The sequence below is a fragment of the Staphylococcus shinii genome (genome assembly GCF_017583065.1).
Lineage (GTDB): Bacteria > Bacillota > Bacilli > Staphylococcales > Staphylococcaceae > Staphylococcus > Staphylococcus shinii.
The window spans coordinates 160523-174796 of the sequence record NZ_JAGEVL010000007.1; the positions used below are offsets into that span (position 1 = coordinate 160523).

Consider the following 14274-nt stretch of genomic DNA (forward strand, 5'->3'; position numbering starts at 1 on the left):
TAAATTTATAAACCTATTGTAAAGTAAGTGAGTATAATTTAACGGAATTAATGCTTGTACAGTTGTTAAATTTTACTGAATAAAAATTATAAAATCAACTATAACGCCAAAATTACAAAAAATATAAAGTGCGATAGCTTTTATTTAGACTTATATCAACTATTACTCAATATATAAAAGATTTAACTTTTTAAATAACTATTTTCGAAAGTAACTGAAAGTTGTTATGATAGTTAACAAAGCGTATATTGAAATTGAATACAATAGCGTCATAAGTAAATTGTGATAAGCAAATCGATTGAAAGTGTGGTTTATTTAAATGAATGCAGTGTGGGTAGTATTTAGAGAGCATTTTAAAAATTTCTATTTAATACAGAGACTAGCACAGTTCCAAGTGAAGATTTCTAATACAAATAATTATCTAGGTATGGCTTGGGAATTAATTAATCCAGCTATGCAAATTATGGTTTATTGGTTTGTATTTGGTCTTGGTATTAGAAGTAATGATCCTATAGATGGCGTGCCATTTATATACTGGTTACTCGTAGGTATTAGCATGTGGTTCTTTGTTAACCAAGGTATTTTGGAAGGTACTAAATCAATAGCAACAAAGTATAATCAAGTAGCGAAGATGAATTTTCCGTTATCAATTATACCTTCTTACATAGTAATGAGTAGGTTTTACGGTCATCTTGCATTGCTTATTGTAGTTATTTTATTATGTATGTTGGCAGGTTACTATCCAACGGTATACACATTACAACTTTTCTTGTATGTACCATTTGCATTAATATTAACAACTGCAATAGCGTTGTTTACGTCAACGTTAGGAGTACTTGTAAAAGATACGCAACAGGCAATTCAAGCGCTTATGAGAATGGTATTCTTTGCATCATCTATTTTAATTGTACCGCCAGAAGGCATTGTAAAAGAAGTAATGAAATTAAATCCAATTTATTACTTAGCTGAAGCATATCGTTCTGCTGTGTTACATAAAGAGTGGTATTTTATAACACATTGGGAACTAACATTGTATAATTTATTAATCATATTGTTCTTGTTTATAGTAGGTTCAATTATGCATATGCGTTATAGAGACCACTTTGCAGACTTTATGTAATAAAAATTATTGGAATATGACTATGATTGAGTAGTTTTATATTGGGAGTAGGATAGAAATCAATTTTACCAAAATGGTTTCTGTGGCTACTCCCGTTTTTTATTTTCATCTAATATTAAAAGGTGTTAATTCGTTTGCTATTTATATTTATATTTAATATTTTGTCAGAGAACTGTTACGATACCTAAATAGCATAAAAGTTTAGCTAGAAAGTATAAATTTTAAAATTATGTGAGTTCATGTAGGAAAGTTAAATCCATTTTTAAAATGTATTTATGCTCACACACATAAAAGGGTTTTTCTATAATTTTTTCTGTAGGATAGATATAATATAAGCTAAAGTAGTTAATAAATAACGGCGGTGAAATGTATTGAGACAAATTATAAAAAAGCTTTATATCATTATTATTAGCTTGTTAAATATGATATATCGTAAGAAAAAAGTCAAAAGTGACCATATTGTTGTGATGATGACTTTTGCTGAAGATGTGTTACCTATTATTGAAGCGTTAAATCGTAAAGGATATAAACTGACAGTTATTGGTACAGAACAAAACCGTAAATATATCGAACATATAGAGCATATAGTATATTTACCTGCAGGAAATAAACAAGTGTTTAAGCATATCAAGGCATTAAGTAGCGCAAAGGTGATTGTGATAGACACTTATTATCTGATAATGGGTGGATTCAAGAAGAAAAAACAGCAAACGGTGTTACAAACATGGCACGCAACAGGTGCATTGAAAAATTTCGGGTTTACAGATAGACAAGTTAACTTATCAAATAATAAAATAGTTCAACAATATAAAAAAGTGTACGACGCAACAGATAAGTATATTATTGGTGGCGAACCCATGGCTAACTGCTTTAAAGAATCTTTTGGAGCAAATGAAAAACAGTTTTTAAGAACTGGCTTGCCGAGATTGGTGCCATATACGAGATTGAACGTTGAACAAAGACAACAAGAATTGAAACAACAATATGGGATAAATGGTAAGGTAGCTGTTTATGTACCTACTTATCGGGAACACAAGCAGGCTAACCGTCAGATAGATAAACAGAAATTTGAAACAGAGTTGCCAGAGTATACTTTATTGAGCAAATTACATCCTTCGATTGCCACAGAGCAGCAGACGACAATTAACTTGCAATCATTAATGATATTAGCAGACGTAATTATTAGTGATTACAGTTCACTAGCAATTGAAGCGAGCATATTAAAGAAACCTACAATCTTTTATGTCTATGATGAAGCGGATTATAATCTTGCCCGTGGATTGAATGCATTTTATAAAAAAATACCAGAGACATATAAAGCATATAGCGAGGATGAGTTAATGCATAAGTTACAAGAAAATAACTTCGCACCAGCTACATTGTTTGAAGCGTGGCATGAATATAATACAAAAAATAGTTTGACGAATATTATTAATGAAATTGAAAAGATGGTGGAAAAATGAAAATTTCAATAATCATTCCTGTGTATAATGCAGCAAAAACAATTCGTAGAGCAATTGCCTCGATTGATACAAAGCAAAATTATGAAATTATATGCATTAATGATGGTTCCGTAGACGATAGTAAGTTTGTATTAGAACAATTGCAAAAAGAATATAAAAATATAATAATTATAAACCAAGAAAATCAAGGTGCAGCAGCCAGCAGGAATGTTGGTATTGCTAATATGTCAGGTGATGTGTTTATGTTTTTAGACGCTGACGATGAGTTTTTACCTAGTAGAATTGATTTTATGGCTGACTATTACCAAAGCAATGAAAATGTAGATATTGTTATCGGACAAATTGCTAGAGAAAACAATGGAGATTGGCAAACTATTTATTCTCATGAATCAATCAAAAAATTAGATACTGTAAATATGGCTCAATGTCCTGAAATGATGCAATCAATTGGCCCTGGCGCCAAAATGTTTAGCGCAAAATTTGCTGATTTACGGTTCGATGAAGATGTTGTTTTTTGTGAAGAACATACTTTTATAATTCAAGCATACAAGAAGGCTCGTGATATTCAACTGTTACCAGATATCGTATATGGTTATAATGAACAAATTGGATCAATAACTGATCAACTTGCAAATCAATTTGAATCTTATATGCGTGATGCAGAAAAAGTAAGAGCGCGTGTAATGGATACATTATTACTAAGAGAAGCAAGAATTTATTATAGTTATCGTATGGATGAGCTAATTGTAAGTTATCTAATCCAAGCTTACCTCGTAGAGCATAAAATTGTTACACAACAAATGTTAGATAATGTTATTTCATATATTAATGAAATGCAAAAAACAGATTACGCTGGCGAAGCATTATTTAGAATAATAAAAGTGATTGAACAAGGTAGTGTAAAATGGAATAAGACATTATATTATCAGTGGAGAAATGCATTGTTGAGCGTGGGTATTGGAAGACCAAATTACTATCGTTTTAAAGTAGAAGTGCTACCGAAACGTGCAAAATTTAGAAGTAAAATGAAATTAAAGCAAGTTTTAAAAAGATGAAAATTATCAGAATTCGTAAACTAACATTTAATATGCTATAATTTTTAAAAATGTAAAATTTAAATTAATATTTTGTTAAGGAGCATATGCTTATGAAACGAGTTATTACTTATGGAACATATGATTTATTACATTATGGCCATATTGAATTATTAAGAAGAGCAAGAGAAATGGGCGATTATCTAGTCGTTGCCCTCTCAACAGATGAATTTAATCGTGTTAAGAATAAAAAATCTTATTATAACTATGAACAAAGAAAAATGATGTTAGAATCAATTAGATATGTCGATCTTGTAATCCCAGAAAGTGGGTGGGGACAAAAAGAAATCGATGTGGACCGTTATGAGATAGACACATTTGTTATGGGTCATGATTGGGAAGGCGAATTCGACTTCTTAAAAGATAAATGTGAAGTAATTTATCTAAATCGTACTGAAGGTATCTCTACGACTAAAATTAAAAAAGAACTTTATGGTGATAATGAAAAATAGTTTTGCTATGTTATAAATTATTTACTGTGAATTGATTTGAGAAGCTAAGTTACAGAAATTCTGGGTTGATTCCCATTGATGTAACTTAGCTTCTTTTTGTTATTGTTGGTTAAGGATTAAGACGTGTATTTAGTATTAACTGTTTAAAAGGTATACAAAGAAGCGGTTGGAATTAGGAATCACCATTTCAACTGAAATTTATTTATCTACCTGACTTATTTAGTTTGGTTATTAAAAAAGAGGGTGTGAAAACAAAATCAAAAATTAGATTTCGCTTTTACACCCTCAATTTGCTTGAGCAGTTAACATCTAGTTGTCTACTTTCCAGAAGTAGTTATATTAACGCTATTTTTATGTGCATTATTCCATTTGAACAAGAGCAGGATTTAACAATGGCACAATCACTTGCATGATTATTATTTCTTTTTATTTGATTTTTTTCTTATCAAATCAATGATTAGATAGATAATGATTGCAATTGCTGCAATAATTAGGACCATACCTAATAAAGTTAATATAGGGTGCTCATCCCATGATGATTTCACAACTGTAGTAGCTTGATGAACAAGTGGTTTATTGACATCAACTGAAGGTGGACCATATTTATCACTAATAAATTCACGATCATACTCAATATGTACTTTATTATCTTCAATTACAACTTTATAATCTTTTTTACCAAAATCTTTTGGTAATACATCATAGAGATCTTTTTCTACAAAGTATGTTTTCCCATTAATCTTTTGTTCACCTTTTGACAATATCTTTTCATATTTATATTGATCGAAAGACATGTTCATTAAAGCATTGCCTATCATATTACGTTGCTTTTCACCACCAAGACTATCGTAATTGCCAGCTCCCATAATAGCTTGGTTAATTCTAAAACCATTACGCTTCGTTGTTATAGTATGGTTATAGTCAGCAACATCGCTTGAACCCGTTTTTAAACCGTCAGTACCTTCTAAACTCATATCAGCGCCTTCTAGTGAATGATTGAAAGTGTAATATGTCACGCCGTGTTGTGTAGGTGCAAGTTGCTTAGTGAAATCTAATATTTTCGGCGTGTCTTGAACTGCACGTTGTGAAAGTATACCGAAGTCTTTGGCAGTTGACGTATTATCGTTTTCATTTTTGTATTTTTTAGGTACGAAATCACGGAGTTGCTGATTTTCTGCACCTGTTGGATTTACAAAATGCGTGTTTTTCATTCCTAATGCTTTTGCTTTTTCATTCATTTTATCGGTAAAATCCGAAAGGTTGCCCGAGACTTCTTTTCCTAAAATGAGTGCAGCTGCATTACTTGAGTTTGATACTGTAATTTGGAGCAATTCCTTAATTGTGTATGTTTCGCCTGGATACAATTTAGTGTTGCTCAATTCTGGTAGGGTAGACATCCGATAGTGTGTATCTGTAATTTTCACTTTATCATCTAAAGACAACTCGCCTTTGTTAACCGCATCAAGTGTAAGATACATTGTCATCAACTTGGTCATTGAAGCAGGGTACCATTTCTTATTCATATCGTATTGATAAAGTAATTGGCCCGTTTGTGCAACATTTACTGCACCTTCAGGTTGGTAAGCCTCAGATACATTATAACCATATTGATTTGCTGCTTGTGTAGGTGTAATAGTTTCAGCTTCAGCAAATGGTGTTATAATTGTACCAACGAAGAGTACAGTTATAAATGTCAAAATTAACTTTCTCATAATTACATTCCCTCTCAATATTTTGAGTTTTATTGCAATAGAAATATTTTAGCATATTGTAAAGTTTAAATAAAATACATTCATAAAACCAATGCAATTATTGTATTGTCAAAAATAATTGTGAAAAATAAAATTGTGTTTACTTGGAATTTAAGTCACTAGCTATTATAATGTTATTCTGCTCATATTTATTTTTAGCATTAGCTTAAAAACATAAAAAATATAGGAATAGAAGAGGTAAAAATATGAAGCAAGAAAATCCATTATTCTATTTATTTAAAAAACTATCATGGCCCATTGGCCTTATCATTATTGCTGTATTTATTTCTTCATTGGGTAGTGTTACTGGACTTTTAGTACCACTTTTCACAGGAAAATTTGTAGATAAGTTTTCCTTTGAGAATATGAATTGGATGTTTATCGCAGGTTTTATTTTAATATTTATTCTTAATGCGCTACTTAGCGGTATTGGATTATATCTGTTAAGTAAAATTGGGGAAAAGGTTATATACGCGATTAGATCTGTATTATGGCAGCATATTATACATTTAAAAATGCCGTTTTTTGACCAAAACGAAAGTGGACAATTGATGAGTCGACTGACGGATGATACGAAAGTTATCAACGAATTTATTTCTCAAAAACTTCCTAATTTATTACCATCCGTATTAACGCTTTTAGGTTCATTGGTCATGTTATTTATTTTGGATTGGAAAATGACGTTAGTGACATTCATAACTATTCCAATTTTTGTGTTAATCATGTTCCCTTTAGGCAAAGTCATGGAAAAGATTTCTAAAAAAACACAAACTGAAATCGCTAATTTTAGTGGTCTATTGGGTCGTGTTTTAACTGAAATGCGTTTAGTGAAAGTTTCGCATACGGAAGACTTAGAACTAAATAATGCACATAAAAACTTAAAAGAAATTTACTTTTTAGGACTAAAACAAGCTAAAATCACTGCCGTAATACAGCCTATTTCAGGTGTGATTATGTTACTTACAATCGCTATTATATTAGGTTTTGGTGCCATTAGAATTTCAACAGGTGCTATCACAGCAGGTACATTGATTGCTATGATTATCTATGTTATTCAACTAACAACGCCGCTCATCAATCTCTCAACACTTGTTACAGATTACAAAAAAGCTGTGGGTGCAAGTGGTCGTATTTATGAAATTATGGAAGAACCAACGGAAGCATTTTACTTAGAACAAAAAAACATGATTACTGATGGTAGCTTAGTATTTGAAAATGTTGACTTTAAATATGGTGTTAAGCCAATACTGAGCGACGTTAATTTTGAAATACCGCAGAGTAAAGTAACTGCATTTGTTGGACCTTCAGGCTCAGGAAAGAGTACTATTTTTAATATTATTGAGCGGATGTATGATATTGACCGGGGTGATATCAAATATGGTGGTGACTCCATTTATGATATTGAGTTAGGTGAATGGCGTACCAAAATTGGCTACGTGATGCAATCAAATTCAATGATGAATGGTACGATTAGAGACAACATATTATATGGTATTAATCGCGAAGTAAGTGAAGAAGAACTGATTCATTTTGCGAAATTGGCTAACTGTCACGAATTTATTGAACAATTTGAAGATGGTTACGATACCATGGTTGGCGAACGAGGATTGAAATTATCTGGTGGGCAACGACAACGTATTGATATAGCCCGTAGCTTTGTGAAAAACCCAGACATTTTATTATTAGATGAAGCTACAGCTAATTTGGATAGTGAAAGTGAAAGAAAGATCCAAGATGCGCTAGAAGAATTGATGGAAAATCGTACAACTGTAGTTATCGCACATAGATTATCTACTATTAAGAAAGCAGAACAAATTATTTTTGTTGATGCTGGTAAAGTAACTGGCAAAGGTACACATCAAGAATTGATTATGAATCATAAGAAATACCAACAATTTGTAAGCACACAAAATTTGACGAAGTAAGAAAAAGAGTAAAAAGTAAATGATGACTATGGATTTGTAGGCGTTTTCATAGTAGGATACGAATATTTAAGCTTAGATTGTGTACAAAAAGTGACGTTTATCGAACAATAAAATTGTTATTTTATATAAAGTACATGCATGCTATAATTATTGTGAATTATTAATAAACAGTGTTTTGAGAAAGTATAAATTATTAACAAAAATGAATTAACAAAACTAGGGATTAGGAATAATTAAGGTAAATGCATGGTTTAATGTTGTCTACGAACGCAAGTTTGTTTATGTCAGCAATATGCATTTACCTTTATTCTTCTGAATACATAGCTACATAATTACTTTCAAAAATTCATTGTTATCAATGATTTTAATAAGAAATGGTGGGTGTATTATGTTTTTAGTGATTAACATAATTGGATTGTTTGTGTTTTTAGGGATCGCAGTATTATTCTCTCGAAGCAAAAAGGATATTCAATGGAAATCAATTGCAATATTGGTTGTTTTAAACTTATTTTTAGCTTGGTTCTTTATGTATTTTCCGTGGGGAAAAACTGCGGTACAAACATTAGCTAATGGTATTTCTTGGGTAATTGATTCAGCACATGCAGGTACAGGCTTTGCTTTTTCTAGCTGGGTAAAACCAGGTGCAATGGACATGGCAGTAAGTGCACTGTTCCCAATATTATTAGTTGTTCCGTTATTTGACATTTTAATGTATTTCAATATTTTACCTAAAGTGATTGGTGGCATTGGTTGGGTATTAGCAAAAATCACACGCCAACCGAAGTTCGAGTCATTCTTTGGTATTGAAATGATGTTCTTGGGTAATACGGAAGCATTAGCAGTTTCAAATGAACAATTAAAACGTATGAAAGAAACTCGTGTTTTAACGGTAGCGATGATGTCTATGAGTTCTGTATCTGGCGCTATTGTAGGCGCATATGTTTCTATGGTCCCGGGTGATTTAGTATTAACTGCTATTCCATTAAATATAATTAATGCTATTATTATTTCATCCATATTAAATCCAGTTACAGTAGAAGAAAAGGAAGATATTATTTACACTATTCAAAGTAATGAATTAGAGCGTCAACCGTTCTTCTCATTCTTAGGTGACTCAGTATTAAATGCAGGTAAATTAATCTTAATAATTGTAGCGTTTGTTATTAGTTTCGTCGCACTATCTGATTTAATTGATCGATTAATTAATTTACTTACAAGTGTCATTGGTAGTTGGGCAGGCATTAAGGGCAGTTTTGGCTTAGATCAAATACTTGGTGCGTTTATGTATCCATTTGCGCTGTTACTTGGTTTACCATGGGACGAAGCTTGGATTGTTGCGCAACAGATGGCCAAAAAAATTGTTACTAATGAATTTGTTGTTATGGGTCAGATTAAAGATGTTGTTGAATCTTATTCACCACATAGACGTGCAGTCATTACAACATTCTTAATTTCATTTGCGAACTTTTCAACAATTGGTATGATTGTAGGTACATTAAAAGGAATTGTAGATAAGAAAACATCAGATTTTGTATCTCAATATGTACCGATATTATTACTTGCAGGTATTTTAGTATCATTGATGACTGCAGGATTTGTTGGACTATTTGCTTGGTAAGTTATAAATGAATTGTATAATTATTTTTGATTGAAATATATTAAATGACTAGATGTTTAAAAGTGTTTGTGCACGCTTTTGAATATCTAGTTTTTTTGTTCCTTATAGATATAACGTTACAGTTTGCTACAAATTATGTTCGTAACCATGAACCATTATAATTATAAAATGCAAAAAATTAAGCCAAGTAATTGAAGTGAGGAGACACATTCATCATTACTTGGCTTTTACGGGAAATGAATTAACTGTATATAAATAGTAAGGACTAGGTACTAAGTATATACTCGAGCAAAAATTGTTTTGTTTGTTACTATAAACAACACAAAGGAGATGGCTTCTTATTGGCTATCAATAAGAAGATAAATTTTATTATAGCAAAGAGGAATTAATAAGTAAACAGAAATTTCAGAATTTTTGAAAATTAATAAATTTTAATTTTATACAAAGGCATTACAATACAAATTAAATTTATTATAGAAAGGGTTTTCTTTACATTCATGTTGTAGTATTTCCGATAATTTGCTAACATTCAATTGATTAGAGCAAAATCAAGGGGGTCCTGTGGGTGAATAAAACAGTACGAGATTTAATATTAGTTATTTTTGGGTCGTTCATTTTTTCAGCTGGGGTGAATACCTTTATTATATCTGCTGATTTAGGTGAGGGAGGCGTGACTGGTATAGCAATCGTACTCTACTATGCTTTTCACATTTCTCCAGGTATTACAAACTTTGTATTTAACGCCATTTTAATTGGGGTAGGTTATAAATTTTTAAGTAAACGAAGTATGTATTTAACGATTGTCGCAACGATTTTAATTTCTATCTTTTTAGAATTAACTGGAAGTTGGGAAATTGAAACGGGCAATATATTAGTTAATGCAGTATTTGGTGGTCTTTGTGTGGGACTAGGTATCGGTGTCATCGTGCTTGCAGGTGGTACTACAGCGGGGACTACAATATTAGCTCGAATCGCTAATAAATACTTAGACGTGAGTACGCCCTACGCATTACTATTCTTCGATTTAATTGTTGTAGCTATATCGCTGACTGTTATTCCAGTTTCTAGTGCATTGGTCACTGTGATTTCATTATATATTGGTACAAAAGTAATGGATTACGTAATTGAAGGTTTAAATACAAAGAAAGCAATGACAATTATTTCAAGCAAGCCTGATGAAATTGCTAAAGTTATTGATGAACAAGTAGGGCGTGGGCTTACTATTTTAAATGGACGTGGTTATTTCTCAAAAGAAGATAAAGACGTTTTATATGTTGTTATCACTAAAACACAAGTAACAAAAGCAAAACGTTTGATAAGAAAAATTGATGATAACGCATTTTTAGTTATTCATGACGTACGTGATGTATACGGTAATGGTTTTTTAATCGATGAACATTAACATAAAAAACTAAAAATTAAATAATAAAGTAAGCCTAATTTATTTGGAAAATTTCCATCATAAATTAGGCTTTTATTATAGCGAAAAATTGATCAAATAATAGAGAATGCCATAAGTTGAAAATATTATTTTTTAACTAAAAGCCTGTAAATATAACGAAATATGAGGGTCTGTTAAAAATAATTAATAGTCATTAGGTGTAAAAAATGATATAATATCATCTATGATAATGATTATCATTTACTTAAAGTAAATAGAAAATTCAACATAAAATAATATAAATTAATTGGGAAAATACACGATGTTATGCTTATTAATATAGGAAGAAGGGGAATTATGAATCGCTTAAAAGGAGAACAGGTCACTATAGGTTATGGAGAAAATGTCATTGTGGATAATTTAGATGTTAATATACCCGATGGCAAGATTACCTCTATTATAGGACCAAACGGTTGTGGCAAGTCGACATTACTTAAAGCGTTATCTCGACTCCTACCAATAAAAGGCGGAGAAATTAAATTAGATAACGAAAATATACACTCACAATCTACGAAAGAGATCGCTAAAAAAATTGCAATTTTACCTCAATCTCCAGAGGTTGCAGATGGCCTTACAGTTGGTGAATTAGTATCATATGGTCGTTTTCCGCATCAAAAAGGTTTTGGACGTCTATCTGCTGAAGATAAAAAAGAAATCGATTGGGCAATGCGTGTTACAGGTACTTATGATTTTAAATTACGGCCGATAAACGATTTAAGTGGAGGCCAACGACAACGTGTATGGATTGCAATGGCGTTAGCTCAACGTACAGATATTATATTCTTAGATGAACCAACAACATATTTAGACATCTCCCATCAGTTAGAAATATTAGAATTAATTACACAGCTTAATAAAGAACAAGGTTGCACGATTATTATGGTATTGCATGATATTAACCAAGCTGTTCGTTTTTCTGATCATTTAATCACTATGAAGAATGGCGATATTATCGCAAATGGTGACACTGAAGAAGTATTAACCAAAGACATATTAGAAAAAGTATTCAATATTGATGTTGAAATTAGTACAGACCCAAGAACTGGCAAACCAATGCTAGTGACGTATGATTTATGCAGAAAGAGCTATTCAGAAGTTTAGGGGTAAATTATGACTACTAAGAGAAAAGGGAAATTAAGTTTTACAGCAACTTTTATCATAGCTGTATTATTATTAATTGGCGCACTAATCATCTCAATATTATTTGGTGATGCTAAAATTCATTTAGGCACAATTTTTGAAGCAGTGTTTAATTATGATTCTAAAAATCAACAACATAATATTATCAGTGAAATACGTATACCAAGAGATATCGGTGCAATATTAGTAGGCGTTGCGCTAGGTACTTCAGGTGCTGTCATTCAAGGTGTGACTAAAAATGGTTTGGCTGATCCAAGTTTAATAGGCTTAAACTCGGGGGCCTCATTTATGCTAGCGCTTACGTTTGCATTTTATCCTACTGCGCCTTTTTTAGTGATGATGTTTGCTGGTTTTATAGGTGCGTTGATGGGCGGGTTTATTGTATTAATGATTGGAAGATCAAGAAGTGATGGATTCAACCCGATGAGAATTATTTTGGCAGGTGCTGCTGTCAGTGCATTACTAACTGCATTAAGCCAAGGTGTGGCGTTATTATTTAGATTAAACCAAAGTTTAACATTTTGGAGTGCAGGTGGGGTGTCTGGTACAACTTGGAATCAATTAGTTTGGGCAGCACCATTTATCATCATTGCACTTGTTATCATCATTTCAATGAGTAAGCAATTAACAATTTTAAATTTAGGCGAAACATTAGCTAAAGGTTTAGGCCAAAATGTGGCTTTCACGCGAGCTATTTCACTGATATTATCTATGATTTTAGCTGGTATTGCAGTTGCAATGGTAGGTCAAATTGCTTTTGTCGGCCTAATGGTGCCCCATATAGTGAGATACTTAGTGGGGACGGATTATGCTAGAGTGATACCTTTGACTGCTGTAGTCGGTGGTTTGCTATTACTAGTAGCAGATACGATTGCACGTATGTTAGGAGAAGCCCCAGTGGGAGCTATCATTTCCTTTATTGGTGTACCTTACTTCTTGTATTTAGTTAAAAGAGGAGGTCGCTTCTCATGATAGATCCAAAGTTAAGATATAAACAGTGGCTTACGATGATTATACTCTCGATTCTAGTCTTACTAGCGTGTGCATGGAGTATTACTTCAGGAGAATATAAAATGTCTGTCGAGGCATTTTTCAAAACGTTGATTGGCCAGGGTGAATATACAGATACATTGATATTGATGGAATTTAGATTGCCGCGTATGATTATTACAATATTAGCTGGTGCTGCTTTAGCCATGAGTGGTGCAGTCATACAAAGTGTAACGAAAAACCCACTAGCAGAGCCTGGTATATTAGGTATTAATGCCGGAAGCGGATTTGTAATTGCTTTGTTTATAGTGGTAGGCCAGGTAGACGCAAGTAATTTTGTGTATGTTTTACCATTTATTAGTATGATAGGTGGCGTTTTAACAGCGCTTATTATTTTCTCGTTTAGTTATAATAAAGGAGAAGGTATTACTCCAGCGAGTATGGTACTTGTAGGTGTGGGGATGTCTACTGCACTTAGTGGTGGTTCATTAACACTAATGTCCACATTTGACGAAGACCAATCAGAATTCATAGCTTCTTGGCTTGCTGGCAATATCTGGGGTGATGAATGGGCGTTTGTAATCGCCTTTTTACCATGGATAATCGTATTAATACCATTCTTATTATTTAAAGCAAACGTCTTAAATTTATTAAATACACATCAGTATATTGCTCAAGGTGTTGGTGTCAAGATAGGCCGAGAACGTATCGTCTTATTATTAGTTGCAGTTGTGCTATCATCTGCGGCTGTTTCTGTAGCAGGGGCAATCGGATTTATTGGTTTGTTAGGACCACATATTGCTAAGTCGATTGTTGGTCCAAGGCATCAAATGTTCTTACCGATTTCAATATTGATAGGTGCTTTTTTGCTTGTGCTAGCAGATACTATTGGACAAGTGATACTACAACCATCAGGTGTTCCGGCAGGTATTGTAGTTGCTATAATAGGCGCGCCTTATTTCTTATACTTAATGTATAAAACGAAATCAGTATAATTTGTTTTAGTGCGAAAAGTATGTAAATTATAAAATTTCTACTTTACGTATTGTTTATAAAATAGAAAAAGCCAAAGATAAGAAGCATGAGATATATTTATATCTCGTGCTTTTTTTGCGATTACTCATCTTTGCTAACAGTGTATTGCTACTATAAATCGGTTTTAGAAAATGTGAATAATGTCTCAATTTCTCACGTACAAATAAAATTCGCATTCATATGTTAGCGTTTGCATTTGTGTGTGGGGTATACTATAACTGAATAGTTTAAATAGGAGGTCGTTA

Annotated in this window: 11 protein-coding genes; 10 read left to right on the top strand and 1 reads right to left on the bottom strand. The window is 32.2% G+C overall.

What is annotated here, in order from left to right; genetic code table 11:
• The first annotated feature begins 319 nt into the window (after nucleotides 1–319).
• The 4 genes from J5E45_RS10440 (at nucleotide 320) to tagD (ending at nucleotide 4129) form a co-directional block, all read left to right on the top strand.
• Nucleotides 320–1120, top strand: a complete 801-nt coding sequence (locus tag J5E45_RS10440; protein WP_039069346.1) for an ABC transporter permease — start codon at nucleotides 320–322, stop codon at nucleotides 1118–1120.
• 371 nt (nucleotides 1121–1491) lie between these two features.
• A complete protein-coding gene (tarB, locus tag J5E45_RS10445) occupies nucleotides 1492–2583 on the top strand; it encodes a teichoic acid glycerol-phosphate primase TarB (protein WP_208182168.1) in 1092 nt (363 codons plus the stop codon).
• Nucleotides 2580–3638, top strand: a complete 1059-nt coding sequence (locus tag J5E45_RS10450) for a glycosyltransferase family 2 protein (RefSeq protein ID WP_069792750.1) — start codon at nucleotides 2580–2582, stop codon at nucleotides 3636–3638. The genes tarB and J5E45_RS10450 overlap by 4 nt, the downstream gene beginning before the upstream one ends.
• 92 nt (nucleotides 3639–3730) lie before the next feature.
• A complete protein-coding gene (tagD, locus tag J5E45_RS10455; protein WP_017722614.1) occupies nucleotides 3731–4129 on the top strand; it encodes a glycerol-3-phosphate cytidylyltransferase in 399 nt (132 codons plus the stop codon).
• A 416-nt stretch (nucleotides 4130–4545) separates the two neighbouring features.
• On the opposite strand, the gene pbp4 is transcribed toward tagD, so the two are convergent.
• Nucleotides 4546–5841, bottom strand: a complete 1296-nt coding sequence (gene pbp4, locus J5E45_RS10460; RefSeq protein WP_069792749.1) for a penicillin-binding protein PBP4 — start codon at nucleotides 5839–5841, stop codon at nucleotides 4546–4548.
• A gap of 245 nt (nucleotides 5842–6086) precedes the next feature.
• On the opposite strand from pbp4, the gene J5E45_RS10465 reads away from it, so the two are divergent.
• The 6 genes from J5E45_RS10465 (at nucleotide 6087) to J5E45_RS10490 (ending at nucleotide 13989) form a co-directional block, all read left to right on the top strand.
• A complete protein-coding gene (locus tag J5E45_RS10465; protein WP_039069340.1) occupies nucleotides 6087–7805 on the top strand; it encodes an ABC transporter ATP-binding protein in 1719 nt (572 codons plus the stop codon).
• A 388-nt stretch (nucleotides 7806–8193) separates the two neighbouring features.
• Entirely contained in the window at nucleotides 8194–9423 is a 1230-nt protein-coding gene (locus J5E45_RS10470) for a NupC/NupG family nucleoside CNT transporter (protein WP_069792748.1), read from the top strand.
• Between the two features lie 565 nt (nucleotides 9424–9988).
• Nucleotides 9989–10825 carry a YitT family protein gene (locus J5E45_RS10475; protein WP_039069337.1) on the top strand — a complete coding sequence of 279 codons (837 nt, stop codon included), beginning with the start codon at nucleotides 9989–9991 and terminating at the stop codon, nucleotides 10823–10825.
• Nucleotides 10826–11161: 336 nt separating this feature from the next.
• Nucleotides 11162–11965: an ABC transporter ATP-binding protein gene (locus tag J5E45_RS10480; protein ID WP_039069336.1), complete on the top strand. Its 804-nt coding sequence runs from the start codon at nucleotides 11162–11164 to the stop codon at nucleotides 11963–11965.
• Between the two features lie 9 nt (nucleotides 11966–11974).
• A complete protein-coding gene (locus tag J5E45_RS10485; protein ID WP_039069335.1) occupies nucleotides 11975–12976 on the top strand; it encodes a FecCD family ABC transporter permease in 1002 nt (333 codons plus the stop codon).
• The gene (locus J5E45_RS10490) at nucleotides 12973–13989 is read left to right on the top strand and encodes a FecCD family ABC transporter permease (RefSeq protein ID WP_039069334.1); all 1017 of its coding nucleotides are present in this window, start codon (nucleotides 12973–12975) and stop codon (nucleotides 13987–13989) included. The genes J5E45_RS10485 and J5E45_RS10490 overlap by 4 nt, the downstream gene beginning before the upstream one ends.
• Nucleotides 13990–14274: the final 285 nt, after the last annotated feature.

Excerpts from the sequence above, each read along its gene's own strand:
- J5E45_RS10450 (WP_069792750.1), top strand. The coding sequence starts at position 2,580 with ATGAAAATTTCAATAATCATTCCTGTGTATAATGCAGCAAAAACAATT.
- J5E45_RS10485 (WP_039069335.1), top strand. The coding sequence starts at position 11,975 with ATGACTACTAAGAGAAAAGGGAAATTAAGTTTTACAGCAACTTTTATC.
- J5E45_RS10480 (WP_039069336.1), top strand. The coding sequence starts at position 11,162 with ATGAATCGCTTAAAAGGAGAACAGGTCACTATAGGTTATGGAGAAAAT.
- J5E45_RS10490 (WP_039069334.1), top strand. The coding sequence starts at position 12,973 with ATGATAGATCCAAAGTTAAGATATAAACAGTGGCTTACGATGATTATA.
- J5E45_RS10470 (WP_069792748.1), top strand. The coding sequence starts at position 8,194 with ATGTTTTTAGTGATTAACATAATTGGATTGTTTGTGTTTTTAGGGATC.
- pbp4 (WP_069792749.1), bottom strand. The coding sequence starts at position 5,841 with ATGAGAAAGTTAATTTTGACATTTATAACTGTACTCTTCGTTGGTACA.
- tagD (WP_017722614.1), top strand. The coding sequence starts at position 3,731 with ATGAAACGAGTTATTACTTATGGAACATATGATTTATTACATTATGGC.
- J5E45_RS10440 (WP_039069346.1), top strand. The coding sequence starts at position 320 with ATGAATGCAGTGTGGGTAGTATTTAGAGAGCATTTTAAAAATTTCTAT.
- J5E45_RS10465 (WP_039069340.1), top strand. The coding sequence starts at position 6,087 with ATGAAGCAAGAAAATCCATTATTCTATTTATTTAAAAAACTATCATGG.